The following is a 25,602-nucleotide window of genomic DNA, read 5'->3' on the forward strand; positions in this document are numbered from 1 at the left end:
TCGGTTTCGCGATCATATTTCAGGCGGGAATTTGCGAGATTATTCGCCGACATCGTGCGATACTGTCGTCGATAAGACTATATCGACGCAGCGGTGAACTCTTCGCTTTTAACAAAAAGCCATCTTGTGATAGAGAGGCGCTTTAGTTGCCTCTGCAATCGAAAGGCCTTGCGGCAATGACCAGCCATTCTTCTGAAAATGCCTCCTTCATGCTGGACGAAGACACCCTGCATGAAGAGTGCGGCGTATTTGGCATACTTGGCCATGAAGACGCAGCCGCACTGACAGCATTGGGCCTGCATGCCCTCCAGCATCGCGGGCAGGAAGCCGCCGGTATCGTTTCCTATCACAATCGTCGTTTTCATTCCGAACGCCATATGGGCCTCGTCGGCGACCATTTCACCGATGCGGCGACGCTGAACCGCCTGCCGGGCGACCGCGCCATCGGCCATGTGCGCTATTCCACCACCGGCGAAACGATCCTGCGCAATGTGCAGCCATTGTTTGCGGAACTGGAAGTCGGCGGCATTGCCATTGCCCATAACGGCAACTTCACCAATGGCATTACACTGCGCAAGCAACTGATTGCTTCCGGGGCGATTTTCCAGGCGACATCCGATACGGAAGTCGTACTGCATATGATTGCGCGGTCACGCCATTCTTCCTCCTCCGACCGTTTCGTCGATGCCATCCGGCAGGTCGAAGGCGGCTACGCCATGCTGGCGCTGACCCGCACCAAGCTGATCGCCGCGCGCGATCCGATCGGCATCCGACCGCTCGTTATGGGCGAGCTCGACGGCAAGCCTATATTCTGCTCGGAAACCTGCGCCCTCGACATTATCGGTGCGAAGTATATTCGTGATGTCGAGAACGGCGAAGTGGTCATTTGCGAGATCCAGAAGGACGGCTCCATCACCACCGAATCCATCAAGGCTGAAAACCCGCCACCGGAACGTCTCTGCCTGTTCGAATATGTCTATTTCGCCCGTCCCGATTCTGTCGTCGGCGGTCGCAGCGTCTATGTCGCGCGCAAGAATATGGGCATGGAGCTCGCCAAGGAAGCCGGTATCGAAGCCGATGTGGTCGTGCCGGTGCCCGATGGCGGCACGCCTGCCGCCCTCGGCTTTGCGCAGGCAAGCGGCATCCCGTTCGAATATGGCATCATCCGCAATCATTATGTGGGCCGCACCTTCATCGAGCCGACGCAGCAAATTCGCGCGCTTGGCGTCAAGTTGAAGCATTCTGCCAACCGCGCCATGATCGAAGGCAAGCGCGTCGTGCTGGTGGATGATTCCATCGTGCGTGGTACCACCTCCGTCAAGATCGTCCAGATGATCCGCGACGCAGGCGCAAAGGAAGTGCATATCCGCGTGGCAAGTCCAATGATTTACCATCCGGATTTCTACGGTATCGACACCCCCCATGCCGATAAGCTGCTGGCCAACCAGCACAAAGACCTGGAATCCATGTGTCGTTATATCGGCGCGGATTCCCTGGCGTTCCTGTCCATCGACGGGCTCTACAAGGCTGTCGGTGGAAAGCCACGTGATCCGAAAGCACCCGCTTTCACCGATCACTATTTCACGGGCGAATATCCGACCCGCCTCCTTGATCAGGAAGGCGAGAGCAACGTGCACACGCTGTCGCTGCTCGCTAGCAACGGCTGATCGCCCAATTCTTCACGCAGGCGGCCCAAAAGGCCGCCCGTTTCTTGTGTTTGCACGAAATATGGGGACTAGATGAGCATCGACCTTACGGGCCGCATCGCACTGGTAACAGGCGCATCGCGCGGTATTGGCTATTTTCTTTCACTCGAACTGGCAAAACGCGGCGCACATGTCATCGCGGTTGCTCGCACAATCGGCGGGCTTGAAGAGCTGGACGACGAGATTCGCAAGCTTGGAGGTAGTGCAACACTGGTGCCTCTCGATATTACCGACATGGAGGCGATTGATCGCCTCGGCGGCACCATTCATGAGCGCTGGGGCAAACTCGATATTCTGGTTGCGAATGCAGGCGTTCTTGGCACGATATCGCCAATCGGCCATGTCGAGGCCAAGACCTTCGAGAAGGTCATGAACGTCAATGTAACCAGCGTGTGGCGCCTCATCCGGTCCACTGATCCGCTGCTGCGCGCTTCTGACGCCGGGCGTGCCATTCTGCTCTCTTCCGGTGTGGCACATACCTGCCGGGCTTTCTGGGGCCCCTACGCCGCCTCAAAAGCCGCTGTCGAAGTCATGGCACGTAGCTGGGCTGAAGAAACGAAGCAGATGAAGCTCAAGATCAACTCGGTCAATCCGGGCGCTACACGCACTGCAATGCGCGCGCAGGCAATGCCGGGCGAAGATCCGGAGACGCTGCCGACACCGCAGTCCGTCGCAGAAAAGATCGTCAAGCTCGCCGATCCTTCGCTTGACGTCACGGGAAAACTATTCGATGTGCGTCAGGATCGTTTCCTCGACTATCATCTGCCGAGCTGATTTCTTTCTTCCGGCCTTGCTTATAGGCAGGGCCGGTTCTATTTGCTTATTTATTGACGTTTCCCGCCTAGCCGCCTGATGGCTCTTTTTTCAGCGGGCATTTCCCCCACTCTCAGATCCCTTCGTCGTGCACCGACCGTTTTGGCGCGCGTTCCCTTTGCTATTGGAGGACCTATGACCAAAGATCACCAGTGTTTCATCATCATCAGCGGCGGGCCCGGATCGGGCAAAAGCACACTGATCGATGCGCTTGAGAAGGACGGCTTTTCCCGCACCGTAGAAGCTGGACGCGCCATTATTCAGGATCAAGTCGCTATTGGCGGGAATGCCCTGCCCTGGAGAGATCGCGTTCTTTTTGCAGAGTTGATGCTGTGCTGGGAAATGCGCTCGCACGCAATGGCAGAACAACAGCGCGGTACGGTCTTCTTCGACCGCGGTGTTCCCGACGTGATCGGCTATCTGACACTGTGCAATCTGCCCATTCCACAGCATATGGAAGAGGCCGCCCGGCAGTTTCAGTATAACAAAACAGTTTTTCTAACGCCGCCATGGGCGGAAATCTTCGGTCAGGATGCCGAGCGGAAGCAGGACTTCGAAGAAGCCATACGCACGTTCGAAGCGATGGACAAAACCTACAGGCGGCTTGGATATGAAATCGCGCTCCTGCCGAAATCATCGGTCGAGGAGCGCGTCAGTTTCATCAAGCAGACGTTGCCTTCAGTTTTCCTCTGACGGCTTATCCTCTTCGGAGCCGGTATCTTTCTCTGCTTTTCGGTCGGCGGCTTCACGCCGGTTCCAGGCCGCGAGGCTGAATGGAAGAAAAGCAAGATAGGCAAGCGCCGTGAGGCTAAGGGTTTGCCAAGTGAAGCTCATCAGGAACGCGACGTAAACGACGACGAACAGGATGAGCGGCATGACGATATCGCGCCGGACAAGGCTTCCGGCAGATTTGCCGTTATAGACCGGCAGACGGCTTACGAGCAGGAACGCTATTGCTACGGTATAGACCGCCACGCCGAAAGCGAGCCCCCGCGTTGGGGTCAATCCGAGAAAACCGAGATAGACCGGCAGTAGGACAAGCATGGCACCTGCCGGTGCCGGCACGCCGATGAAGTAGTTGCTTTGCCATGCCGGGCGGTTCGGGTCTTCCAGCATGACATTGAAACGAGCAAGCCGCAGGCAGCAGGCAATGGCATAAAGGAGTGCCGCGATCCAGCCGAATGAACGCGCCTGATCGAGCATGAAGGCATAGAGCACCAAGGCAGGCGCCACACCGAAATTGACGATATCGGCGAGCGAGTCCATCTGGGCGCCGAATTTCGACGATCCCTTCATCATGCGCGCGACGCGACCATCAATGCCATCCAGAAAGGCGGCGACGAGCACCATGACGACGGCAAGTTCGAAGCGGTTCTCGAAGGCCAGACGGATGCCGGTAAGACCGGCACAAATGGCGAGAACCGTTATGACATTGGGAATAACGATACGTAGTGGTATCTGCGACAGCTTCGGGCCGCGCGATGATTCCACGCGGCCGTTGGGCTCAAAAGGCGGAAAAGGCGTTTCCATCGGCTCAGCCGATCCGCACCACAGGCTCGCCGCGCACACTGCCGTAATCGGCCAGTACGGTTTCACCGGCGATTGCCGTTTGGCCAACAGCGACACGAACGGTCGCATCTGCAGGAAGGTAGACATCGACGCGCGATCCAAAGCGGATCAGACCGAACCGCTCGCCTACGGACAGATCATCATCCTCATTGGACCAGCAAACGATGCGCCGCGCAACCAGGCCAGCGATCTGAACAACGCCGATCTTGCCATGCGGGCTTTCAATCAAAACGCTGTTGCGTTCGTTTTCCGTGCTGGCCTTGTCCAGTTCTGCATTGAGGAACTTGCCCGGGCGATGCACGACCTTCTCGATCTTACCACGCACCGGAGAACGGTTGATGTGAACCGAGAACACATTCATGAAAACCGATACGCGCATGCGCGGCTCGGCACCGAGATCCAGCTCGGCGGGCGGCACTGCCGGACCGACGAAGGAAACCTTGCCGTCAGCGGGGCTGATGACCAGATTATCGTCCATTGGCGTGACGCGTTCGGGATCGCGATAGAAATAGATGCACCAGACGGTCAGCACCAAGCCGATCCAGAACAACGGGTCCCAAAGCCAGCCCAGAATGAGAGAAACCACGAAAAAGCCCGCGATAAACGGATAGCCTTCCCGGTGGATCGGCACGAAAGTGTTGCGGATGGTGTCAGTAAGGCTCATCGCTCTTCCTTTGAGTTTGGCCGTTATTTACCTCATCCTGTTCAGAATCGAAATCCATTTCGCAAATTATTCACGGCTGTTAGGGCACGTGATCGCGCCCTAATATAAATAGCCATCGGTAAACCGGCTATTCCGCCGCCGGAACGCCGCGTGTGACGACACCCAGTTCATCGCTTTCACGAACCTGACGCAGACGCTCTTCCGCCTCATCGGCCTCGCGCTGGCGAGCCCACATGGACGCATAAAGCCCCTTATGCTTGAGAAGCATGCGATGCGTGCCGCGCTCGGCGATCAGACCGTCCTTAAGCACGATGATCTCATCGGCACCGATCACAGTCGACAGGCGGTGCGCGATGACAAGCGTTGTCCGGCCACGGCTAACGATGTCGAGCGCTGACTGAATTTCCTGTTCGGTGGCCGTATCGAGTGCGGAGGTCGCCTCATCAAGGATCAGGATCGGAGGCGCTTTCAGGATCGTACGTGCAATGGCTACACGCTGTTTCTCACCGCCCGAAAGCTTAAGGCCGCGTTCGCCGACCATGGCTTGATAGCCTTCCGGCAGGTGCTTGATGAAGCCGGAAATCTGCGCCAGTTCCGCCGCCTTTTCCACCTCTTCGGTCGTGGCATCGGGGCGGCCATAACGAATGTTATAGGCTATCGTATCGTTGAACAGAACAGTGTCCTGCGGCACCATGCCGATAACTTTGCGCAAGCTTTCCTGCGTAACGTCGCGGACATCCTGCCCGTCGATGGAAACCGATCCGGACTGCACATCATAGAAGCGAAACAGCAGTCGGGAGATCGTGGATTTACCTGCCCCGGACGGTCCGACGATCGCTACCGTCTTTCCTGCCGGAACTTCGAAACTGATGCCTTTCAGGATCGGACGGTTCGCATCATAGGCGAAATGCACATCATCGAAACGGATTGCGCCGTGATCGATTTTCAATGCTGGCGCACCGGCTTTGTCGACAACTTCCTGCTTCACATCGAGGAGATCGAACATCTGCTCGATATCGGTCAGGCCCTGACGGATTTCGCGGTAGATAAAACCGATGAAATTGAGCGGAATGGATAGTTGCATCAGCATGGCATTGATGAAAACGAAATCGCCGATGGACTGTGTTCCCGCCTGCACTTCCAGCGCTGACATGACCATGACCACCGCCATGCCGACGCCAAAGATGACGGCTTGGCCAAAGTTCAGCCAGCCAAGTGAGGTCCAGGTCTGGGTTGCCGCTTTTTCATAACGCGCCATCGAAGCATCGAAACGCTTGGCTTCCATGTTCTCGTTGCCGAAATATTTGACGGTTTCGAAATTGAGCAGCGAGTCGATTGCCTTGGTGTTGGCATCCGTATCGGAGTCGTTCATTTCGCGGCGAATATTGATGCGCCAGTCGCTCGCCTTGATCGTGAACCAGGTATAAAGGCAGACCGTTGCAGCGACGACGAGAAGATAGGAGATGCCGTAGGCGAAGGCGAAGATCACCGCCGTCAGCGCAAATTCAAGAATGGTGGGCAGCGTGTTCAGGATCGTGAAACGGACAATCGTTTCGATGCCCTTGGTGCCACGCTCGATGACCCGCGAAAGCCCGCCCGTACGCCGTTCCAGATGGAACCGCAGCGAAAGCTGGTGCATGTGCACGAAGGTCCTGTAGGCCAACTGACGCACCGCATATTGGCCGACGCTCGCAAACAATGCATCGCGGAGCTGGTTGAGACCGGCCTGCACGATCTTGGCACCGTTATAAGCCAGCACCAGCATGACTGCGCCGACCAGAAACAACGGGATGTAATCCGGCGGGTTCAACTGACCGGTCAAGGCATTCGTCACCCATTTGAAGAAATAGGGTACGAGGATGAGTACGATCTTGGAAATCACCAGATAGAACGTGGCCCAGACCACGCGCATACGCAGGTCAGGCCTGTCGGACGGCCACATATAGGGCCAGAGATTTCGCAGTGTTTTGAACGTCTCGCCGGAGTCGGCGGAAACCGTTTTGGGGGAACTCATGGTGCGTTCTTTCAAGTCGGTGGGCTCAAGCGATTTCGTACGAGATGAAACTCCGTTACCGCTTTATTTGTTTGTATTGACGCATCGTTTCCGAAAACCGCTTCGGGTTTTTCGGGAAATGCTCTATTTTTTGTTTTCACGCATGTCTTTATCCCAAAACCGGTTCCCACTTTTGGGAGACATGTTTTAGCCGCAGCATCTGCTTTTGAAGGAAGCAAAATGCGTGCGGACAGCATTGAGTTGTGGCCAGTTGACGCTGTAACGCGAGGACTGGCGATCAGGCCGATAATCGATAAGGCCAGCCTGCACGAGGACCTTGAGGTGTTGGGAAACCGTCGATTGAGCGAGGTCGAGCTTGCCGACAATATCCTTGCAGCAGCAGGCGTCCTCCATCATCAACTGGCGGATAATTCGAATGCGGACAGGATGGCCCAGCGCAGCGCAAATGCGCGCAGCCGCTTCATCATCAATGCCGAGCTGCACAAGATCGGGGGCAGCATCAGTTGAATTTTTGTCGAGAATTATTTTCATCGTATATCGACGATATACGATTATGCTCCAAAGTTCAAGATTTGGGGACGTTTATTCCCAAAAAGACCGCCAAAACGGAAGCACACTATCGTGATTGACACTCACTACTGAAACGCGCCATCCATCACTGGAAAGCGCGGTTCTGTTTCGAAAAGCGTTCCGTCAGTTATTGCGATCTTCCAACTGGCGCTTGACCTCATCCTCACCCAAAGGTTCCTTGGGCATATTGAATACCTGACCCGGCCAGATCAGATCGGGATTACGGATCTGTTCGCGATTGGCGAGATAGATCGTCGTGTATCGCGTGCCTTTGCCATAGGTGCGCTTGGATATCGTCCAGAGATTGTCCCCGCGCCGAATGATGACGGAACCTTCGACTTTCTGCAGTGGGGTCGCCGACGAAGCGGCGTCACCACTATTGGCTTCCGACGGAGCTGTCGTCTGACCGTCCGTGTCGGAAGCAACAGCAGAGAGATTCTCGCCAGCTTCGCGACGGAACGGAACGCGGGCCGTCGCCAAGACCTGATTGGCATTGTCGAGCAGATCGGCGCGAATGATATAATCGCCGACGCTCAGCGGCTGCTTGCTCTGCACGAGGAAACGACCATCTGGCGAAATGAGACTTGCACCGAGCAATGTATCGTTGGCGTGAACAATCACGCGATTGCCGCCCTTGGCTTTACCCGCCACGAAGACTGACTGGCCTTCAATTTCCACCGCTTCAATTGCAATCGGCAAATCCTGAGCAGGCTTGGTTTCCGGCTTGTCAGCCTTGGCCGCAGCTTCGGAAGTAGCTTCCGTACTTTCCGGCGGTGCAGGAGCCGTCTCCGGCTTCGTGATCAGGCGGCTCGCCTGTCCCGGCTCCTCCACCAGCGCCAGCACTTGTCCCGACTTGGTTTCAGGCACCGATACGATGGCCGTCTGCGCGGAAGTGGCAACATTGTTATCCGCACCAGTTGAACGCAAGACGAGCTGATGATCCCCGGCCTTCAAAGGTTCATCCAGAACAATGGCGAAATCGCCATTGGCTCCAACCTTGGCCTTGCCCACAACCGTTGCACCTGCCACAACCTCGACATCTGCATTGGGAAGCGCCTTGCCTGCGATCACGACCGAACCGTCAGGCTCGACGCGCAGAAGGTCGAAAACCGGCGTCTTGCTGGCCTGCTCTGCGGGCGCAGCATCAGCCTGCTTGGCCGGTTCTTCGGATTGAGTGCCCTGTGGCTTCGCATCGTTTACAGCAGTTTCGTCCGCAGGCTTGGTCGTCTCCGGCGCTTTGGTCTCGGACGGCGTTTGTGCATTGTTCGACGCTGGCGCGGCGACATCGGATTGCGGAGCCTCCACGCGGGATCGTGTTGCATTCCAATAAAGGCCGAGCCCGACAACGATTGCGACGAGCCCGATACCGAGCAATCCTAAACTGTTCTTTTGCATTTCGTTTCGAAATCCACGCCAGAGACTATAATAGCGGGTTTATAGCTTTTGGCTTCCCCCCACAAGAAATCTGCACCGAAACAGCAAAAGGTACGAGGCTTTTTATTAGCAAGGTTACTGTTCTACACAGTTTGTCGGCTTTGATTGGTCCGGATCATCCATAAGGTTATAAAGATCGGCCGTATCGCCCTTGGTCCACCAGATATAGACACCGCCAGCATATTTGGCACCAGACCCTGAAATGACGTTGGAAGCAACGACAGTTTCGTCTTCGAGCTCCAGTTCGGCAAGCGAAATATCACCGGCATTGTAGTAAGTTACCGAGACATTTTTTTCACCGCACTTATACAGAACAGCGTTGGTCGTAACTTCAGTGTCGTCCGGCAGCTTGATGTTTATTTCGCCAGCCGATGCGGATGATGCGGCAAAGGTGAGCCCGAGAAACACAACCCAATTCTTCATATCCAATCCACTTCTCAATCTGGAGTACATACCGATTGAGATATAACAATTGCTGTGAATGTCCACCCGGAACCTGGCTTGCACGTCGCCCTGGCGGCGATCTTCACCGCAAAATGAAAGCACAGACGCTTGACGCTGAAAGGTCAAAAGCGCACAAGAAATCATGTCTGAGATTCGATCCATCTGTGTTTATTGCGGCTCGTCTACGGGCCTGAATCCCATCTATCGTGAAGCGGGCGTTACGCTTGGCCGGTCCATTGCCGAACACGGCCTGCGCCTTGTCTATGGCGGCGGCACGCGCGGCATCATGGGCGCGGTTGCGCAAGGCGTGATGGAAGCCGGCGGCGAAGTCACCGGCATCATCCCGACCTTCCTGCTCGACAAGGAAGCAAGCCTTGAAAAGGCCGAGCAGCTAACCGAACTCATCGTCGTCGGCGACATGCATGAGCGCAAGCACCTCATGTTCCAGAAATCGGATGCATTCGTCACGCTTCCCGGTGGCATCGGCACGGTTGAGGAAATCGTGGAAATGATGACCTGGGCGCAGCTCGGCAAGCATCGCAAGCCGATGGTGTTCGCAAACATCAACAATTTCTGGCAGCCGATGCTCACGCTTCTCGAGCATATGGCGGCGGAAGGTTTTATCCACTCCGCCCATCAGATGAAGCCACTCGTCATCGACAAGGCGGAAGATATCGTTCCCGCCATCATCGCGGCCAACGGAAAGGCGCATGAAGGCGACCAGAAGATCATCGAAAAGATGTGAGTTTAGGGCAGTAGGGCAGTAGGAAGTTACAGCCGTCGCGGCCATCTACAACCCAAACATACTGCCTTATTCCCTTACTGCCCTACTGCCTTACCTCTTCACCAGCGTCGCCACGGCTTCAACATGTGGCGACCAGAGGAACTGGTCAATCGGCGTGACGCGTGTGACGCGATAGCCGCCCTTCACCAGAATGGCCAGATCGCGGACCAAGGTCACCGGATTGCACGAAACCGCGACAACCTTCTCCACCTTGGATTTTGCCAGTTCAAGCGCCTGTTCTTCAGCACCCGCACGCGGCGGATCGAAAACGACGGCGTTATAAGGCAGCAGTTCCTTCGGCATCAGCGGCCGGCGGAACAAGTCGCGGCGTTCGACCGAAACGGGCTTCAAGCCCTGCACATGCCGCACGCCACGATCAAGAGCCGCCAAGGCCAGCGCGTCGTTTTCAACGGCATGGACCGCGCTCTTTTCCGCAATCCGCAGCGCAAATGTGCCAACACCGCAGAACAGGTCCGCGACACGCTTGGCCTTGCCGACATGATCCAGCACCAGCCGCACCATTGCCTCCTCGGCATCAACCGTTGCCTGCAAGAAGCAACCGGGCGGAACCGGAACCGGCACCTTGCCGAAATGGATGAGCGGCTTTTTCGGCTCAACGATGATTTCGCCCTCATGCGAAAGGCGAGCAAAGCTCTTTTTCATGACAAGCGCGGTCAGTGCGCGCCGTTGATCGTCACTCAGCGTGCCGCAACCGCTTGCCGCAAGATCGAGGCCGGATTCCGTTAGTGTCGCAGCCAGCTTGAACGGCTTGGAACCGGGTGCAATCAAGGCCCCGACTTCACGCAGATCATCAAGTCGCGCAATGATCTCCGGAACGGTTACCGCACATTCGACGATATCGATGATTTCATGACTAAGGTGACGGTTGAAGCCGAGCAACACGCCCTTCTCCGTCTTGCGTGCCGCAAAAACAGCGCGACGGCGTGTGCGCGGCTGGCAAGCCACCAGAGGAGCCACCTCCGTGTCGATCCCCCTGCCCTTGAGCGCGGAGACAACCAGTTCGCGCTTCCACAGACGATAGGGTTCATCCTGCCAGTGTTGCAGCGCGCAGCCACCGCAATCCTCGAAATGCTGGCAGGCAGGCGCCTGCCGCTCAGGCGATGTTTCGAGGAGTGCCATGACCGTCGCCCGATTCTTGTCGCGCGCAACATTGGCCACTTCGCCCGGCAGCGTGAAAGGCACATAAATCTGGCCATCAGGAAGGTTGGCGACGCCATCGCCGCCCGCACCAATCGAGCGGATTGTGATTTGCCCCATTGTCTGGGTTGTCATCGATCTTTCTTTCCTGCCAGGAGATATTCACGATTGCCATCGCCACCTTCAATGGGCGATGGGCAAAGGCCGAGCGCGCGCCAGCCAGCTTGCGTCTCCAGCCATGATCTCAGTTCTTCTGCTATGCGTTCGCCATCTTTCGGATCACGCAGAATGCCGCCCTTGCCGATAGCCTCGCGGCCCGCTTCAAACTGCGGCTTTACGAGAAGCGCGCAGATAGCACCTTTTTGCGCAAAGGCCAATGCCGGAGGCAAGGCGAGTTTCAGCGAAATGAAACTCACATCCGAAACCACGCAATCGATTTCGCGTCCATCCAGATGGATAAGTTCCAGCGCACGAGCGTTGATCCCTTCCTTATTCGTGACGCGGGGATCGGTGCGCAGGGTCTCGTGCAACTGGTCGTGGCCGACATCAATGGCAAGAACATGGTTCGCGCCGCGCTCCAGCAGAACTTGGCAAAAGCCGCCTGTCGAGGCCCCAATATCGAGCGCCGTGCACCCTTTCACATCAAGATCGAAATGGTCGAGCGCCGCGATAAGCTTCAGGGCAGCGCGGGAAACATAGGCGCTTGCCGGATCATCCACGGCGATCTTTACGGTGCGCAGAACCGTCTGGCCCGGCTTGGTGACAGGCTTGCCGTCCACCTTGACCGTACCGCGCTGGATCGCATCGCGCGCCCGCGAACGCGTTGCAAACAACCCAAGCTCCACCAGTAGCTGATCGAGCCGCAGGTTCTTGTCGCTCGTTTCCCCACCCATCGGTCAGGCGCTAAATGGCGCTGCAACCGCCTCGCGGCCAAGAGCTGCAAACACCGCATGCACAATGCCTGTCCGGTCAAGACCGGCCTCGGCATACATGGCATCCGGCTTGCCGTGATCCTGATAGGTATCCGGCAAGGTCAAGGCACGCACCTTGAGCCCACGATCAAGAAGGCCGTCAGTGGCGAGGAATTGCAGCACATGGGAGGCAAAACCGCCGACAGCGCCCTCCTCCACCATCACCAGCACTTCATGCTCGCGAGCCAGACGGCGGATCAGATCGTGATCGAGCGGCTTGGCAAAGCGCGCATCGGCAACCGTGGTCGAAAGACCGGCAGCACCCAGCTCATCAGCGGCAGCAAGGCATTCCTGCAAACGCGTTCCGAAGGATAGCAGCGCGACCTTCGTACCTTCGCGCACGATGCGGCCCTTGCCGATTTCGAGCAATTGTCCGCGTTCCGGCAGGTCCACACCCACACCGTCGCCACGCGGATAGCGGAAAGAGATCGGGCCTTCATCATATTCAGCGGCCGTGCGCACCATATGGCGCAGCTCGGCTTCGTCCGAAGCAGCCATCACCACGAAACCGGGGAGCGCTGCGAGGAAACCAGTGTCGAAGGAACCTGCATGGGTCGGGCCATCGGCTCCAACCAGACCGGCGCGATCGATGGGGAAGCGCACGGGCAGATTCTGGATCGATACGTCATGCACGACCTGATCGTAGCCACGCTGCAGGAAGGTGGAATAGATCGCGCAGAACGGCTTGAAACCCTCACTGGCGAGACCGGCGGCGAAAGTCACCGCGTGTTGTTCGGCAATACCGACATCGAATGTGCGCTGCGGAAACACTTCACCGAAGAGATCAAGCCCGGTTCCCGATGGCATGGCGGCAGTGATCGCCACTATTCTGTCGTCATGACGGGCTTCTTCGATCAGGCTCGTGCCGAAAATCTTGGTGTAGCTCGGCGCATTTGCAGGTGGCTTCGACTGCTTGCCCGTAATGACGTCGAATTTGTTGACGCCGTGATACTTGTCGGCAGCAGCTTCCGCAGGCGCATAGCCCTTGCCCTTCTGCGTCACCACATGAATGAGCACCGGGCCTTCCTGCGTATCGCGCACATTTTTCAGGATCGGCAGCAGATGATCCAGATTATGTCCGTCGATGGGACCGACATAATAGAAGCCCAGCTCCTCGAACAGGGTGCCGCCGGTGAAGAAGGCACGCGCATATTCTTCCGATTTGCGGGCTTTGTCCTGCAGGAACTTCGGTAGTTTCTTGGCGACCTGTTTGGCGGCCTCGCGAACGCTGCGATAGGTCTTGCCGGAGACGAGACGTGCCAGATAGGCGCTCATGGCGCCGGTTGGCGGCGCAATCGACATGTCGTTATCGTTCAGGATGACGACAAGGCGGGCATCAAGCGCTCCGGCATTGTTCATCGCCTCATAGGCCATGCCTGCCGACATCGACCCATCGCCGATGACTGCAATCACATTGCGCTTTTCGCCCGAAAGATCGGAAGCGACCGCCATGCCGAGACCGGCGGAAATCGATGTCGATGAATGCGCCGCGCCGAAAGGATCATATTCACTTTCATTGCGCTTGGTGAAACCCGACAGGCCACCGGTCTGGCGCAATGTGCGGATACGGTCGCGGCGCCCGGTCAGAATCTTGTGCGGATAGGCCTGATGGCCAACGTCCCAGATGATGCGGTCATGCGGCGTGTTGAAGACGTGATGCAATGCCACCGTCAGCTCCACCACACCCAGTCCCGCGCCTAGATGCCCGCCGGTGGTCGAAACCACGTCAATCAACTCTGCACGCAATTCCTGCGTGAGTTGTGGCAGATCGGATTCCGGCAATGCACGCAGGGCTTCCGGGGTCGGCGCCTTGTCAAGCAATGGGGTCATAGGTCGGGACATTAAAACAACCTGTTTCTGGTTAGGCTTTGTTGTCGGTATAACAGCAACGCGACGGGATCAAGCAGGGCGGGACATCGTGTCCTATGGTCCAGCTTGTTATCTTCATTCAGGCAAAGGTATGAAATCCTTCTCGTCACCGGGCACGATATCAAAACGCCCGGTGCGCCATTCTTCCTTGGCCTGCTCTATCCTCTCCCGCGAAGAGGATACGAAATTCCACCATACATAGCGCTTCGAACCAAGCGCCGCGCCGCCAAAAAGCATGATATGCGCGCCTTCCGGCCCGGCCTGCACGATAATATCGTCACCGAGACGAAACGCCAGCAAGCGATCCGGTGGAAACACTTCGCCGCCAATGCCGACATTTCCCTGCAGCGTATAGATAGCGCGTTCTTCGGCCACGGGCGGGATCGGAAAGCGCCCGTTCGGCGCTATGCGAATATCCGCATAAAGCGTATCGGCGTGCTGAATCACGGGAGACTTCACACCAAGCATGGAACCCATGATCAGCCGACCGGAGAAATCACGGTCCTCCATCACCGGCAAATCCGGCGCATTGGTGTGAAAAAACTCAGGGCTGATTTCTTCCAGCGCATCGGGGAGTGCGAGCCAGGTCTGGATACCGGAAATTGATAATGGTCCGTTGCGTTCCTCTTCCGGAGACCGCTCGCAATGCACAATGCCGCGGCCTGCGGTCATCAGGTTCACGTCACCGGGACGGATAACCATTTCAGTGCCAAGGCTGTCTCTGTGACGAATATGCCCGTCAAACAGATAGGTCACCGTCGAAAGACCGATATGCGGATGCGGGCGCACATCCAGTGCATCACCATCCCGCAGAACAGCCGGTCCCATGCGATCGAAGAAAATGAACGGGCCCACCAGACGGCGACGTACCGTCGGCAAGGCTCGCCGCACTTCCAGCCCGCCAATGTCACTCGTGCGGGGAATGACCAGCGTTTCGATGCTGTCAACCGAGGTCTTGTCGCCAAGAACCGGATCAGGACACGGAAAGAAACTCATGAAACGCAACTCCAGCCGTTGATCTACGGTGCTTATATAAGCGGTGGTTTCACTTTATCGAAACTATCCCCAAAACAAAACCGCACCGACGAGCGGTGCGGTTCAATCATGATGTAAATCTCGTCAGCGTCCCTGCAACAGCTTCGAAAGCGTGCTGGCATCGGGAACTTGCCCGTTTGCGGTCAGCTTGTCCACCAGTCCCGGCAGAACCTGCGAAAGCTGGTTGAGAAGTTCCTGCTGGTCGATACCGGCATGCTGGGCGATTTCGCTCAGCGTTTTCTGGCCAAGCGCATCGCCGAGCTGACCCGGCTCGATCTGGTGATTATCGCCCTGACCGACCCAGGAATCCACTTTATCGCCAAGGCCAGCCTGTTTCAGTTGATCAAGGAGACCACCAAGTCCTCCGCCAAGAGAACCCGGAGCGGAGGGAGCCGCAGAGGCATTGCCAGCCGCCGCGCCGCCAAGCAGACCACCGAGTCCGCCAAGGATACCGCCGAGCAGGCCACCGCCTGCCTGCGACTGATCCGGCACAGGCACAGGCTGTGCCTGCGTAGCCGCCGTATCATCACTGCCACCCTTCAGCATCTTACCGATCAGCAGGGCGCCGAGCGCAATCAGAACCGGTTTCGCGAGGCTGCCGCCAGGAATCGGCGAATTGCCCGAGTTGTCGTCATAACTTCCCATCACACGATACTCCCTGTTATCCGATGCCAACGGTGCATTCGGTAAGTTAAAGTTAAATAGGTTTCCCAATTTGACAAGCATTATACCTTGCAAATTTTGTAGCAGTGTGAAAATTTCCTAAGTGCGTGATGCAAAAGTGTATTTACGCATCGGGAGATATTAGATGTCTGTTATAAGCTGGATAATACTAGGCTTGATTGCCGGCTTCATCGGCAGCAAGATTGTCAATAAAAGTGGCCAGGGCATGTTTCTGGATATTGCTCTCGGCATTGTCGGCGCCATCATCGGCGGCGTCATTTTCACTTTCTTCGGCGCACAGGGCGTCACCGGCCTCAACATATACAGCCTGATCGTTTCCGTCATCGGCGCTGTCGTCGTGTTGTGGATCTACCATGCCATCTCAGGCAAACGTTCCATCGGCTGATATTATATCATGAAATTCAGGCTCCGGCTGGTCCGGAGCCTTTTTAATTCTGTTGTGGAAAGACCGCCAATTAGAGCGCATCCCGAAAAGTGTGAAACGGTTTTCGGATAAGGTGCGCGTGAAAACAAATAGATAGAGCATTTCCAATGATTCATGAAAAACAGGAAATGCTCTAATGAGTTTTCTGGAACCCTATATCGCCGCCTATGGCGCGCTGGCGCTTTTCTTCATCGTGTATTTTGAGTCTTTCGGCGCACCGTTACCGGGTGAAAGCGCCCTGATAGCAAGCTCGTTGCTTGCCCTGCATGGAACACTGAACATCGAAGTCGTGCTTCTGGCGGTCTTTGTTGGCGCGGTGCTTGGCGATTGTACGGGATATCTGATCGGCCGTTTTGGCGGGCGCCGCCTGCTTCTCAGATATGGGCATCTCGTGAAGCTCACGCCGGAACGGCTGGAGCAGTTCGAGAAACTCTTCGATAGCAAGGGAATTTATGTTGTGGCGACTGCGCGTTTTGTCGTGCTGTTGCGGCAGCTCAACGGCATCGTCGCGGGTTCAATGAAAATGAACCCGCTGCATTTTCTGGCAGCCAATATGATCGGCGCCGCAGGGTGGACGCTGGCCTGGGGCCTTGGCCCCTACATGCTGAGCGGCGTTCTGGCGCCTTATGTCACGCAGCTCAAATCATTAATTTAATTGATTTTATTCGGGATCAAGCGGTTCGGTTCCGACCGGCTGACCGTCGCGGCCAATGCGAATCTTCTCCACCTTGTCCTCGGCCGATTTCAAAAGCGTATCGCAATGCTTCTTCAGGGCTTCGCCGCGTTCATAGATACGAATGGATTCCTCCAGCGGCACATCGCCCCGCTCCAGATCGTCGACGATCTTCTCGAGCTGCTTTAACGCATCCTCGAAGCTCATCACTGCAATATCGGGGTTGGACGGTTCGGTCACCATGATTCATCCTTTCAACAGCCGCGTAATATGCGTAGACGCGGACTGCGACAAGCCCTCTAGATCATATCCACCTTCAAGCACACTCACTAGCCGGTGATCGCAGAACCTTTCCGCCCGTTCCATGAGTTTGCCTGTCGCCCAGTCAAAATCCGCTTCGTCGAGATTGAGCTCGGCCAGCGGGTCACGAAAATGAGCATCGAAGCCCGCCGAAATAAGGATCAAATCTGGCCGGAAATTGTCCAAAGCGGGCAATACACGACTATTAAATGCCTCGCGGAATTCACGGCTCCCCGTATCGGGCGAAAGCGGCGCATTGAAAATGTTGCCGACGCCGGTTTCATCCTTCGCCCCTGTGCCGGGATAAAGGGGAAATTGATGCGTCGAACAGAACAGGACGCTTGGATCGTCCTTGAAAATATCCTGCGTCCCGTTGCCGTGATGGACATCCCAATCCACGATTGCAACGCGTTCAGCGCCATGATGGCTCTGCGCATGGCGGGCTGCAATCGCAATATTGTTGAACAGGCAAAAGCCCATCGCGGTGGAACGCTCGGCATGATGTCCCGGCGGACGGGCAGCAACGAACGCATTGTTCGCCGCGCCGGAAAATACATCGTCAACCGCCGCCGTCGCAGCACCGATGGCCGTCAGTGCGGCATCCATGCTTTTCGGACTGACATAGGTGTCGCCGTCGAGCTTCACCACCGGCGGCGGAGCTTCCTCGTCCGAGGGCGGTTTCGGTATTCCGGCGCGTATGGCTTCCAGATGTTTTTCAGGATGCGCAAGAAGCACGGCCGCCTCGTCGGCGCGTGGCGCTTCCACCCGATCGAGTCGATAGAAATCCGGCCCCTCCAGTTCACTCATCAACGCCCGGATACGATCCGGGCGCTCGGGATGGCCGGGCGGGGTCAGGTGTTCAAGATAGATCGGATGCCAGTAAAGCCGTGTCGTCATAGATTCACTATAGCATCTCACCGGCACATGGCCATGACGACCATGTGCCCAATCTGTCTGATACGAAGTTAGATGATTTCGGTGCGGGCGATGTTGATGCCGAAACCTTCAAGGCCAACATAATGACGCTCGCGCGACGCCAGAAGCACAATCGACGTAATGCCGAGATCCTTCAATATCTGCGCTCCGAGGCCGATCTGACGCCACTCTTCCTCGCGGGCAACCGCTTCGGCATGGCTTTCATGGTCGCTCTGGATCACATCGCGAGCGCGAGTGTCGTGGTGATCCGAGCGTACGCCGACAGAGCCTTCGCGCAGATAAACCAGCACGCCCCGGCCTTCCTTGCCCATCTTTTCCATGATGGCATCGAGATTGCTGCCACCCTTGCCGAAGACATCGTTCAGCACATCTTCGCGATGCAGACGGACCGGCACTTCCTCGCCGTCACGAATATCGCCAAACACAACAGCCACGTGCTGCATGGGTTCCCATGGCAGTTCGTAAGTGTAGGCATGGGCCGCACCTGCACAGGTCTTGACCGGCGCGTCGCCAACGCGCTTGACCAAAGTTTCCTTACGCTGGCGATAGGCGATGAGGTCGGCAACCGTGACCCGATGCAGCGTGTGCTTTTCGGCAAAGGCCTTCACATCCGGACCGCGCATGACGGAACCGTCATCGTTGACCAGCTCGCAGATGACGCCGATGGGCGGCAGATTCGCGAGCTTGCAGAGATCGACAGCGGCTTCCGTATGGCCGGAGCGCATCAAAACGCCGCCTTCGCGGGCAACCAGCGGGAAAATATGGCCGGGACGCACAAAGTCCGAAGCACCAGCATTTGGGTTCGCCAGATTGCGCACCGTCAATGTGCGATCTTCCGCCGAAATGCCGGTCGTCGTGCCATGGCGATAATCAACCGTTACAGTGAACGCCGTCGTGTGAGCGGATTCATTTTCGGCAACCATCGGTGCGAGGTTGAGGCGCTTGGCTTCGTCGCGGGTCATCGGCGTGCACACGATACCGGACGTGTGGCGGACGATGAAGGCCATCTTTTCCGGGGTGCAATGCACGGCGGCAACGATCAGGTCGCCTTCGTTCTCGCGCCCGTCATCATCCATGACCACAACGATTTCGCCGCGTTCAAAAGCGCGAAGCGCATCCACGACCTGTTTCTGATTATAGCTCATTTCGACCTCTATATGTCAGGCAACCAACGGGCCCAATCGTCGGTCAGATATGGCCAGTCTGGCCTAATTCAATCAAACGCGGCCAGTTTGGCCCCAAGTTATTCAGACGCGGCCAGTTTGGCCGCGGTGACGCAGATAATGATCGGCAATTGCGCATGCCACCATCGCCTCACCGATCGGCACGGCGCGAATACCCACACATGGATCGTGACGGCCCTTGGTCATCACATCCACTTCCTTGCCATCCTTGTCGATGGAGCGGCGCGGCGTCAGGATCGACGAGGTTGGCTTAACCGCGAAACGCGCCACCACCGGCGCGCCTGTCGCAATACCGCCCAGGATGCCGCCGGCATGATTGGACAAAAACAGCGGCTTGCCGTCATTACCCATACGCATTTCGTCAGCGTTTTCTTCACCGGTGAGACGGGCAGCCTCGAAACCGTTGCCGATTTCCACACCCTTCACGGCGTTGATCGACATCAGCAGGCTTGCAATATCCTGATCGAGCTTGCCGTAGATCGGCGCTCCGATACCAGCAGGCACACCTTCAGCAACGATCTCGATGACCGCGCCAACCGACGATCCGCTCTTGCGGATACCATCGAGATAATCCGCAAACAGCTCGACCGAACCTGCATCCGGCGAGAAGAAAGGATTGTTGTCCACTTCGGACCAGTTCCAGCGGCGGCGGTCGATACCATGCACACCCATGGCGACCAGCGCGCCCTTGACTTCCAGCCCCGGCACGATCTTGCGGGCGATGGCGCCTGCTGCAACACGGGCCGCCGTTTCGCGCGCCGACGAACGCCCGCCGCCGCGATAGTCGCGAATGCCGTATTTGACGTCATAAGTATAATCGGCATGGCCCGGACGATACTGGCGGGCAATCTCGCCATAATCCTTCGAGCGCTGATCGGTGTTCTCGATCATCATCGAGATCGGCGTACCGGTCGTCGTCATGGTGACGCCGTCGTCGCCGAGAAGAACACCGGAAAGCACGCGAACCTGATCCGGCTCACGGCGCTGCGTCGTATATTTGGACTGGCCGGGTTTGCGCTTGTCGAGATAGGCCTGAATTTCGGCTTCCGTAAACGTGATGCCGGGCGGGCAGCCGTCAACAACGCAACCGAGCGCCAGACCGTGGCTTTCGCCCCAGGTGGTTACGCGGAACAGATGACCGAAACTATTGTGAGACATGCGCGACGCCTGAATAAATTGTCCTTGTCCGCAGCAGGTCAAGGAGAGAGCAGCTACTTTACGGGCCGGTTTTATTGAGCTTTTTGACGCCGGTCAAATCAAGCTCTTTGGTGACGTAAAATTTCCTTCTGAAGATCGATATCCGGCATTTTTTTTGACACATTCCGCACGCTACACTGTGGGATACAGGGCGCAAGGCGCTGAAACACTTCGTAGCGACAATCGTGTCGAATCGGTCAGGCGACAACCCAACCCGAGGCACAACCAAAGGAACGGAAAGTCATGCATTATCTGGTCGGATTAATTCTCATCGTGGCGTCGCTCTTCTCGACAGTGGCGATGGCAGACGATGCCGAAGGCAAGATCACCGGTATCAACAAGGACAGCGAAACCATAACGCTGGATGACGGCCAGACATACAAGCTGCCCGGCGAGTTCGATTACAGTGCGATCAACAAGGGCATGAAAGTCCTCATCATCTACGATATGGTCGACAGCACGCGCTTCATCACCGACATTCAGGAAGCGCCGTAAGCTCAGAGCCTTATCCCGGAAGAAGAAAGAGCGGCACTTGAGCCGCTCAGTTCATTTCCGCATTCAAACCCACTCAAGCTTGCCGTTTTCGAACTTCAGAATCTTGTCCTGCGGGATGGAAAGATTGGCAGCGGTATGGCCATCCATATCGCCGTAAAGGTAAAACAGCGTGCGAATGCAGCCGCCATGCGTCACGCAGACAGTCGGCCATTCCACAGCTTCCACCCAGCGCCCGATACGGCGCGAGAGGCCCATATAGCTTTCGGCGGTTGTACCCGGCGGCACGAAATTCCACTTGTCGCGGGCGCGTGCTTCCAGAAGATCCTCCCGCTCCTTGGCAATGTCTTCCATCATGAAGCCCTGCCAGTCGCCGAAATTGACTTCCATCAGTTGCGGGTCAGTACGGTAATCGTAAGGATCGAGCCCCATGCGCAGACGAATGCGCTCCATCGTCTCGCGGGTGCGGCGTAGCGGGCTTGCAACGAAGTCAAAGCCTGCGCCGTCACCGATCAGCGATTTCAGCATGTCGCCGTTACGGTCGGCCTGGCTGCGCCCATTATCGTTGATATCGATATCGAGCTGTCCCTGAATGCGCTGCGAAACATTCCAGTCCGTCTCACCGTGACGCGAAAAGTAGATGATCTCCCGAGCCACAGCCCTACCTCTATCTGTCGTCAATGAATAATCTGGATAACTTTCCGCATCGGAAAGGACAAAGAAAAATCCCGAAAAGCCGGTCAACTTTTCGGGATTTTGTATTCGCTGCTTCAGTCTTTCACGACCGAAATATCCGGAGCGTCAACCGCCTTCATGCCGATGACATGATAGCCGCTATCCGCGTGGTGGACTTCGCCGGTCACCGAACGGGACAGGTCGGAAAGGAAATAGAGGCCGACATCGCCCACTTCCTCGATGGTGACGGTACGACGCAGCGGCGCGTTGTACTCGTTCCACTTGAGGATGTAGCGGAAATCACCAATGCCCGAAGCGGCAAGCGTCTTGATCGGACCAGCCGAGATTGCATTAACGCGAATGTTCTGCGGGCCAAGGTCAACGGCCAGGTATTTCACGCTTGCTTCGAGAGCAGCCTTGGCCACACCCATGACATTATAGTTCGGCATGACCTTCTCGGCGCCGTAATAAGTCAGCGTCAGGATAGAACCGCCATCAGCCATCAGCTTTTCCGCACGGCGAGAAATCGCCGTCAGCGAGTAGACCGAGATCAGCATCGTATTGGTGAAATTGGCTTCCGACGTATCGACATAACGGCCCGTCAGCTCATCCTTGTCGGAAAAGCCGATGGCGTGCACGACGAAGTCGAGCTTGCCCCACTTCTTTTCAAGCGTTTCGAAAACAGCATCGATGCTGGCAGCATCAGCCACATCGCAATGTCCGGCAACGAATGCGCCAAGTTCTTCAGCCAGCGGTTCGACCCGCTTCTTCAATGCATCGCCCTGATAGGTGAATGCGAGCTCTGCGCCTGCATCGCGAGCGGCCTTGGCAATACCCCATGCAATGGAGCGGTTGTTGGCGACGCCCAGAATCAATCCACGCTTGCCCTGCAACAAACCTGACTGTGCGGTCATTAGGGGTCCTCATTGAAACAATTAACTTCTTGCCCTATCGCACAGGCTCGGCTCTCCTTCAAGCAATTGCAGTGAAAAAGCCGGGCATTGTCACTTTACTGCCGCAAAGAGACAACACCCGGCTTGAACCGATTGAATATGAAGTTAGGCAACTTTGCGCTTTTGCAGGAATTCCTCCAGTTCCTTGTCGCCGCCTTCCGGCAGCATGATCCGCACATGCACGTACAGGTCACCGCGCCCGCCAGCTTTCAGCGGAAGGCCTTTTTCTTTCAGGCGCAGCACGCGATCAGAACTCGACCAGGCCGGTATTTTCACTGCAATCCGTCCATCGAGTGTTTCGACTTCCTGCTTGCCACCAAGAACGGCGTCGGCAAGTTCAACCGGCAGATCTATATGAACGTCGCGTCCTTCCAGTCGAAACCGCGGATGCGCCTTGAAGTGAATCGTAACGAGCGCATCACCCGCCGTCCCGCCCATCGACGGTTCGCCCTGCCCTTTCAGGCGGATGGTCTGCCCGTCTTCGATGAATTTCGGCAGTTTGATCTTCAGATGCTTGCCATTCGGAAAGATCGCCTCGACCTTTTCCGCACCGACCGCCTGTTCCAGCGTAATATCGATTGATGCCGAAAGGTCGGCTCCCTTGGCCGGGCCACGCTGGCGCGCACCGCCAGCGCGGGCGCCTCCACCAAAAGCGCCGCCGAAAAGATCGTTCAGAATATCTTCCGCACCGCCGAAGCCGCCTTGCTGAGAGCCACCGGGCCCGGAACGAAATTCGAAATGGCCATTGCCGCCGCCACCTTGCCTGAAACCGGCAAACGGGTCGCCGTGACTGCCGCCGAAACCTTGCCCGCCGGTGAAACCCTGAAACGCGGGCTTGCCTTCGGCATCGATTTCGCCACGGTCGAATTGTCCGCGCTTGTCTTTGTCACCCAGAATTTCATAGGCCTGGTTCAGTTCTGCAAAGTGCTCCTGCGCCTTCGGATCGTCCTTGTTCTGATCCGGATGGTGCTTTTTGGCCAGTTTGCGAAAAGCCGATTTTATTTCCTCGGGCTTCGCCGTTTTGGCGACGCCCAGCACGGTATAGGGATCGCGCATATAGTTCCTCTTTCAGGAAAATACTGTGAGATACATAGGATTCGTTGCCCATAATATGCGCATCCGGCCGGAAAAGTTCCAGTCAGGCCGAGCTTTTCTTTTCCGTGTCCAGATCAAAAAGCGGCAGGAGGACAGGCGGTTTTCGGATCTGACATTCAGATCGGAGCGAAAGAAGTCACCGTCCATTGACCGCCACGCTGCATGCAAGTCTCGCCGCGATAAATGGAAACACCGTCGAAAGCTTCACGCGAGGTTTCGAACTCACGGCAAAGCTGATTGTTCTTGCTGTTCTCGGCAATCGTCGTGATCGTGCCCTGGCTGCCCGTTTCGGGGTTGGCCCATGGTACAGGCTTTTTGCCCCATTCCATGAAATTGAGCGCGGAAACAACGTTCTTTATAGCGGATTGATCGGAAAGCTTGCCGGTATCGGTTTCCACCGGCTGCGGCTGCATTACTGATCCGGTGATCGTGGAAGAATCGGGAGCAGCTTTTTCGATGCTCACACCACCCATGGCGCAACCGGCAAGCGAAAAGACGCAGATGCCAATCGCGGCCTTGCGCAGCGCATTTGTGCCACAACTCAGGCTCCAGAGATTGTCTTTGTGGCGAACCGTCGCGACAGCCAACGTTATTCCCTTATTTCTACACGCTAAAGATGCAGGGATTATGGATGAGCTTGAGTTAACAAGCAGTGTGCCGGGAAGGTAAACAAATCGGAATCAGAGCACAACGCCCAACTCCCCACTTTATTCAGCCGTCAAACGATGCTCCCGGTTTTCTGTGCCCCCGGCTGTCTCCGCGAGAAAGAGAAAGGGGCGCATTCACTGTTGTTGTGCGGGTTGCATAGCCGTTTCGGCCCGCCTGCTTGACCTTGTAAAGCGCAAGATCGGCCCGGGCGAAAACGTCGAGGTCACTCGTCTCACTGCCAGCTTCCTCGCCTGCTATGCCGATGCTGACGGTCATGGCGAGCTTCTGACCGTTGAATACAAGCGGTGCGTCGTTGATTGCGGCAACAATTTCGCGCGCGATCCCGGTCGCTTCCCGCTCGTGCATCTTGGAAAGCAGAACCGAAAATTCGTCGCCCCCAAGGCGTGCCAGTACGCCACGTCGATCCAGTATGTCGGCTGCAACATCGGCAAAATGTGCAAGTGCCTGATCGCCCAGCGCATGGCCGTATGTGTCGTTCCATTGCTTGAAATTATCGATATCGATCAGCAGGACGCTATAGGCTGTGCCGTCTTCGCTGAAGGCCAGTTCAGCCCTCGTCAGCCTTTTCATGAAATGGCGACGGTTCGGAAGCCCCGTCAGTTCATCCGTCTCCGCGACTTTGGCCATGTCGCCGTGCAGACGATTCATCGCCATAACGATGAAACCGAAATTCCAGACCACGCCACTATAGATCACACAGACAAGCGCGTAGCTTTCGATGGTAAAGTACAGCGCCTGATCGAACTCTCCGGCCCATGCGGCAATATTCAAGGCCGTCTCGATGGCGTGTCCGATAATGCCAAGCGCAAACGCAACGATCGCAATCTGGCCACCGAGACCGATGCGCTTCTGCCGGGCCAGATAATAAACCGTCATCGCCATGGGCACCGACTGTCCCACTGCATAGACGATATTGCGTCCCTGCCAGCTTGCATAAAACGCCGCCATGACTGAGAAACTTGCGAGCGATATTCCCATCGCCATCCACCAGCCGCCTTTTTCGCCGTAAAAGTAACGCGTTCCGACAAAGGCAAGGCAGAAGCCGTAGATGATGATCGTATTGCCGATGACCGCGGGCCAGAACGCGCCTTCATTTCCTTGCAGTGACAGAACGAAGCCTCCGACCAGCATGAGCGCGGTCGAGAGAAGCCAGATCCTTGCAGGCCGGAATTTACGATAAGATAAAGCGATGGCGGTCCAGATTATGCAAACCGTCAGCGAATTTAAGAAGATTACAATATAAAGCGTCAGGAAATCGAGTTTTGGCATGGCCCCTACCTTGATCGGCG

Annotated in this window: 27 protein-coding genes; 7 read left to right on the plus strand and 20 right to left on the minus strand. The window is 56.6% G+C overall.

Features of this window, described 5'->3' with window-relative positions:
* The first annotated feature begins 176 nt into the window (after positions 1–176).
* From purF to FIB18_RS07080, 3 genes are all read left to right on the plus strand, one after another.
* Positions 177–1,667: an amidophosphoribosyltransferase gene (gene purF / locus FIB18_RS07070; protein WP_140020031.1), complete on the plus strand. Its 1,491-nt coding sequence runs from the start codon at positions 177–179 to the stop codon at positions 1,665–1,667.
* Positions 1,668–1,739: 72 nt separating this feature from the next.
* On the plus strand, positions 1,740–2,480 hold the full coding sequence (locus FIB18_RS07075) for an SDR family NAD(P)-dependent oxidoreductase (protein WP_140020032.1): 741 nt from the start codon (positions 1,740–1,742) through the stop codon (positions 2,478–2,480).
* 174 nt (positions 2,481–2,654) lie between these two features.
* Positions 2,655–3,212 carry an AAA family ATPase gene (locus FIB18_RS07080; RefSeq protein WP_140020033.1) on the plus strand — a complete coding sequence of 186 codons (558 nt, stop codon included), beginning with the start codon at positions 2,655–2,657 and terminating at the stop codon, positions 3,210–3,212.
* Here the strand turns inward: FIB18_RS07080 and pssA are convergent.
* The 6 genes from pssA to FIB18_RS07110 form a co-directional block, all read right to left on the minus strand.
* A complete protein-coding gene (pssA, locus tag FIB18_RS07085; RefSeq protein WP_140020034.1) occupies positions 3,198–4,049 on the minus strand; it encodes a CDP-diacylglycerol--serine O-phosphatidyltransferase in 852 nt (283 codons plus the stop codon). The two genes, FIB18_RS07080 and pssA, sit on opposite strands and share 15 nt — an antisense overlap.
* Positions 4,050–4,053: 4 nt before the next feature.
* Positions 4,054–4,752 carry a phosphatidylserine decarboxylase gene (locus FIB18_RS07090; protein WP_140020035.1) on the minus strand — a complete coding sequence of 233 codons (699 nt, stop codon included), beginning with the start codon at positions 4,750–4,752 and terminating at the stop codon, positions 4,054–4,056.
* A gap of 127 nt (positions 4,753–4,879) precedes the next feature.
* Complete coding sequence (locus tag FIB18_RS07095) at positions 4,880–6,766, minus strand: ABCB family ABC transporter ATP-binding protein/permease (protein ID WP_140020036.1); 1,887 nt, start codon at positions 6,764–6,766, stop codon at positions 4,880–4,882.
* 186 nt (positions 6,767–6,952) lie between these two features.
* A complete protein-coding gene (locus FIB18_RS07100; RefSeq protein WP_140020037.1) occupies positions 6,953–7,297 on the minus strand; it encodes an ArsR/SmtB family transcription factor in 345 nt (114 codons plus the stop codon).
* Positions 7,298–7,459: 162 nt separating this feature from the next.
* Positions 7,460–8,731 carry an Ig-like domain-containing protein gene (locus tag FIB18_RS07105; protein WP_140020038.1) on the minus strand — a complete coding sequence of 424 codons (1,272 nt, stop codon included), beginning with the start codon at positions 8,729–8,731 and terminating at the stop codon, positions 7,460–7,462.
* Positions 8,732–8,845: 114 nt separating this feature from the next.
* Positions 8,846–9,193: an MliC family protein gene (locus FIB18_RS07110; protein ID WP_140020039.1), complete on the minus strand. Its 348-nt coding sequence runs from the start codon at positions 9,191–9,193 to the stop codon at positions 8,846–8,848.
* Positions 9,194–9,356: 163 nt separating this feature from the next.
* Between FIB18_RS07110 and FIB18_RS07115 the strand changes: the two genes are divergently transcribed.
* Positions 9,357–9,959 (plus strand): LOG family protein, encoded by a 603-nt coding sequence (locus FIB18_RS07115; protein WP_140020040.1) that lies wholly within the window; start codon positions 9,357–9,359, stop codon positions 9,957–9,959.
* A 90-nt stretch (positions 9,960–10,049) separates the two neighbouring features.
* Here the strand turns inward: FIB18_RS07115 and FIB18_RS07120 are convergent, their stop codons facing one another.
* The 5 genes from FIB18_RS07120 to FIB18_RS07140 all read right to left on the minus strand — a co-directional run bounded on the left by FIB18_RS07120 (position 10,050) and on the right by FIB18_RS07140 (position 15,676).
* Positions 10,050–11,291, minus strand: coding sequence for a class I SAM-dependent RNA methyltransferase (locus FIB18_RS07120; protein WP_140020041.1), 1,242 nt, complete (start codon positions 11,289–11,291; stop codon positions 10,050–10,052).
* Positions 11,288–12,049, minus strand: coding sequence for a TlyA family RNA methyltransferase (locus FIB18_RS07125; protein ID WP_140020042.1), 762 nt, complete (start codon positions 12,047–12,049; stop codon positions 11,288–11,290). Before FIB18_RS07125 ends, FIB18_RS07120 begins: the two co-directional genes overlap by 4 nt.
* 3 nt (positions 12,050–12,052) lie before the next feature.
* A complete protein-coding gene (dxs, locus tag FIB18_RS07130; protein ID WP_140020043.1) occupies positions 12,053–13,969 on the minus strand; it encodes a 1-deoxy-D-xylulose-5-phosphate synthase in 1,917 nt (638 codons plus the stop codon).
* 102 nt (positions 13,970–14,071) lie between these two features.
* Positions 14,072–14,992 (minus strand): pirin family protein, encoded by a 921-nt coding sequence (locus FIB18_RS07135; protein ID WP_140020044.1) that lies wholly within the window; start codon positions 14,990–14,992, stop codon positions 14,072–14,074.
* 123 nt (positions 14,993–15,115) lie between these two features.
* Positions 15,116–15,676, minus strand: coding sequence for a YidB family protein (locus FIB18_RS07140; protein ID WP_140020045.1), 561 nt, complete (start codon positions 15,674–15,676; stop codon positions 15,116–15,118).
* Between the two features lie 163 nt (positions 15,677–15,839).
* On the opposite strand from FIB18_RS07140, the gene FIB18_RS07145 reads away from it, so the two are divergent.
* On the plus strand, positions 15,840–16,100 hold the full coding sequence (locus tag FIB18_RS07145; protein ID WP_140020046.1) for a GlsB/YeaQ/YmgE family stress response membrane protein: 261 nt from the start codon (positions 15,840–15,842) through the stop codon (positions 16,098–16,100).
* A gap of 175 nt (positions 16,101–16,275) precedes the next feature.
* Positions 16,276–16,794 (plus strand): DedA family protein, encoded by a 519-nt coding sequence (locus FIB18_RS07150; RefSeq protein ID WP_140020047.1) that lies wholly within the window; start codon positions 16,276–16,278, stop codon positions 16,792–16,794.
* 6 nt (positions 16,795–16,800) lie between these two features.
* On the opposite strand, the gene FIB18_RS07155 is transcribed toward FIB18_RS07150, so the two are convergent.
* From FIB18_RS07155 to aroC, 4 genes are all read right to left on the minus strand, one after another.
* On the minus strand, positions 16,801–17,055 hold the full coding sequence (locus tag FIB18_RS07155; protein WP_105541172.1) for an exodeoxyribonuclease VII small subunit: 255 nt from the start codon (positions 17,053–17,055) through the stop codon (positions 16,801–16,803).
* A gap of 3 nt (positions 17,056–17,058) precedes the next feature.
* On the minus strand, positions 17,059–18,009 hold the full coding sequence (locus FIB18_RS07160; protein ID WP_140020048.1) for a histone deacetylase family protein: 951 nt from the start codon (positions 18,007–18,009) through the stop codon (positions 17,059–17,061).
* A gap of 68 nt (positions 18,010–18,077) precedes the next feature.
* Positions 18,078–19,193: a 3,4-dihydroxy-2-butanone-4-phosphate synthase gene (gene ribB, locus FIB18_RS07165; protein ID WP_140020049.1), complete on the minus strand. Its 1,116-nt coding sequence runs from the start codon at positions 19,191–19,193 to the stop codon at positions 18,078–18,080.
* Between the two features lie 102 nt (positions 19,194–19,295).
* On the minus strand, positions 19,296–20,390 hold the full coding sequence (aroC, locus tag FIB18_RS07170) for a chorismate synthase (RefSeq protein ID WP_061345114.1): 1,095 nt from the start codon (positions 20,388–20,390) through the stop codon (positions 19,296–19,298).
* A gap of 282 nt (positions 20,391–20,672) precedes the next feature.
* Here aroC and FIB18_RS07175 point away from each other — a divergent pair, with 282 nt between their 5' ends.
* Entirely contained in the window at positions 20,673–20,924 is a 252-nt protein-coding gene (locus FIB18_RS07175; RefSeq protein WP_010658359.1) for a DUF1344 domain-containing protein, read from the plus strand.
* 63 nt (positions 20,925–20,987) lie between these two features.
* Here the strand turns inward: FIB18_RS07175 and FIB18_RS07180 are convergent, their stop codons facing one another.
* From FIB18_RS07180 to FIB18_RS07205, 5 genes are all read right to left on the minus strand, one after another.
* Positions 20,988–21,578: a histidine phosphatase family protein gene (locus tag FIB18_RS07180; RefSeq protein WP_140020050.1), complete on the minus strand. Its 591-nt coding sequence runs from the start codon at positions 21,576–21,578 to the stop codon at positions 20,988–20,990.
* A 113-nt stretch (positions 21,579–21,691) separates the two neighbouring features.
* Positions 21,692–22,510 (minus strand): enoyl-ACP reductase FabI, encoded by an 819-nt coding sequence (fabI, locus tag FIB18_RS07185; RefSeq protein WP_006466187.1) that lies wholly within the window; start codon positions 22,508–22,510, stop codon positions 21,692–21,694.
* 144 nt (positions 22,511–22,654) lie between these two features.
* Positions 22,655–23,605 carry a DnaJ C-terminal domain-containing protein gene (locus FIB18_RS07195; protein ID WP_140020052.1) on the minus strand — a complete coding sequence of 317 codons (951 nt, stop codon included), beginning with the start codon at positions 23,603–23,605 and terminating at the stop codon, positions 22,655–22,657.
* Positions 23,606–23,760: 155 nt separating this feature from the next.
* Positions 23,761–24,189 carry an RT0821/Lpp0805 family surface protein gene (locus FIB18_RS07200; RefSeq protein WP_235894860.1) on the minus strand — a complete coding sequence of 143 codons (429 nt, stop codon included), beginning with the start codon at positions 24,187–24,189 and terminating at the stop codon, positions 23,761–23,763.
* A gap of 166 nt (positions 24,190–24,355) precedes the next feature.
* A complete protein-coding gene (locus FIB18_RS07205) occupies positions 24,356–25,582 on the minus strand; it encodes a GGDEF domain-containing protein (protein WP_140020053.1) in 1,227 nt (408 codons plus the stop codon).
* Positions 25,583–25,602 lie beyond the last annotated feature (20 nt).

Source organism: Brucella pecoris (genome assembly GCF_006376675.1).
Lineage (GTDB): Bacteria > Pseudomonadota > Alphaproteobacteria > Rhizobiales > Rhizobiaceae > Brucella > Brucella pecoris.

Excerpts from the sequence above, each read along its gene's own strand:
- purF (WP_140020031.1), top strand. The coding sequence starts at position 177 with ATGACCAGCCATTCTTCTGAAAATGCCTCCTTCATGCTGGACGAAGAC.
- FIB18_RS07075 (WP_140020032.1), top strand. The coding sequence starts at position 1,740 with ATGAGCATCGACCTTACGGGCCGCATCGCACTGGTAACAGGCGCATCG.
- FIB18_RS07080 (WP_140020033.1), top strand. The coding sequence starts at position 2,655 with ATGACCAAAGATCACCAGTGTTTCATCATCATCAGCGGCGGGCCCGGA.
- pssA (WP_140020034.1), bottom strand. The coding sequence starts at position 4,049 with ATGGAAACGCCTTTTCCGCCTTTTGAGCCCAACGGCCGCGTGGAATCA.
- FIB18_RS07090 (WP_140020035.1), bottom strand. The coding sequence starts at position 4,752 with ATGAGCCTTACTGACACCATCCGCAACACTTTCGTGCCGATCCACCGG.
- FIB18_RS07095 (WP_140020036.1), bottom strand. The coding sequence starts at position 6,766 with ATGAGTTCCCCCAAAACGGTTTCCGCCGACTCCGGCGAGACGTTCAAA.
- FIB18_RS07100 (WP_140020037.1), bottom strand. The coding sequence starts at position 7,297 with ATGAAAATAATTCTCGACAAAAATTCAACTGATGCTGCCCCCGATCTT.
- FIB18_RS07105 (WP_140020038.1), bottom strand. The coding sequence starts at position 8,731 with ATGCAAAAGAACAGTTTAGGATTGCTCGGTATCGGGCTCGTCGCAATC.
- FIB18_RS07110 (WP_140020039.1), bottom strand. The coding sequence starts at position 9,193 with ATGAAGAATTGGGTTGTGTTTCTCGGGCTCACCTTTGCCGCATCATCC.
- FIB18_RS07115 (WP_140020040.1), top strand. The coding sequence starts at position 9,357 with ATGTCTGAGATTCGATCCATCTGTGTTTATTGCGGCTCGTCTACGGGC.
- FIB18_RS07120 (WP_140020041.1), bottom strand. The coding sequence starts at position 11,291 with ATGACAACCCAGACAATGGGGCAAATCACAATCCGCTCGATTGGTGCG.
- FIB18_RS07125 (WP_140020042.1), bottom strand. The coding sequence starts at position 12,049 with ATGGGTGGGGAAACGAGCGACAAGAACCTGCGGCTCGATCAGCTACTG.
- dxs (WP_140020043.1), bottom strand. The coding sequence starts at position 13,969 with ATGTCCCGACCTATGACCCCATTGCTTGACAAGGCGCCGACCCCGGAA.
- FIB18_RS07135 (WP_140020044.1), bottom strand. The coding sequence starts at position 14,992 with ATGAGTTTCTTTCCGTGTCCTGATCCGGTTCTTGGCGACAAGACCTCG.
- FIB18_RS07140 (WP_140020045.1), bottom strand. The coding sequence starts at position 15,676 with ATGGGAAGTTATGACGACAACTCGGGCAATTCGCCGATTCCTGGCGGC.
- FIB18_RS07145 (WP_140020046.1), top strand. The coding sequence starts at position 15,840 with ATGTCTGTTATAAGCTGGATAATACTAGGCTTGATTGCCGGCTTCATC.
- FIB18_RS07150 (WP_140020047.1), top strand. The coding sequence starts at position 16,276 with ATGAGTTTTCTGGAACCCTATATCGCCGCCTATGGCGCGCTGGCGCTT.
- FIB18_RS07155 (WP_105541172.1), bottom strand. The coding sequence starts at position 17,055 with ATGGTGACCGAACCGTCCAACCCCGATATTGCAGTGATGAGCTTCGAG.
- FIB18_RS07160 (WP_140020048.1), bottom strand. The coding sequence starts at position 18,009 with ATGACGACACGGCTTTACTGGCATCCGATCTATCTTGAACACCTGACC.
- ribB (WP_140020049.1), bottom strand. The coding sequence starts at position 19,193 with ATGAGCTATAATCAGAAACAGGTCGTGGATGCGCTTCGCGCTTTTGAA.
- aroC (WP_061345114.1), bottom strand. The coding sequence starts at position 20,390 with ATGTCTCACAATAGTTTCGGTCATCTGTTCCGCGTAACCACCTGGGGC.
- FIB18_RS07175 (WP_010658359.1), top strand. The coding sequence starts at position 20,673 with ATGCATTATCTGGTCGGATTAATTCTCATCGTGGCGTCGCTCTTCTCG.
- fabI (WP_006466187.1), bottom strand. The coding sequence starts at position 22,510 with ATGACCGCACAGTCAGGTTTGTTGCAGGGCAAGCGTGGATTGATTCTG.
- FIB18_RS07195 (WP_140020052.1), bottom strand. The coding sequence starts at position 23,605 with ATGCGCGATCCCTATACCGTGCTGGGCGTCGCCAAAACGGCGAAGCCC.
- FIB18_RS07205 (WP_140020053.1), bottom strand. The coding sequence starts at position 25,582 with ATGCCAAAACTCGATTTCCTGACGCTTTATATTGTAATCTTCTTAAAT.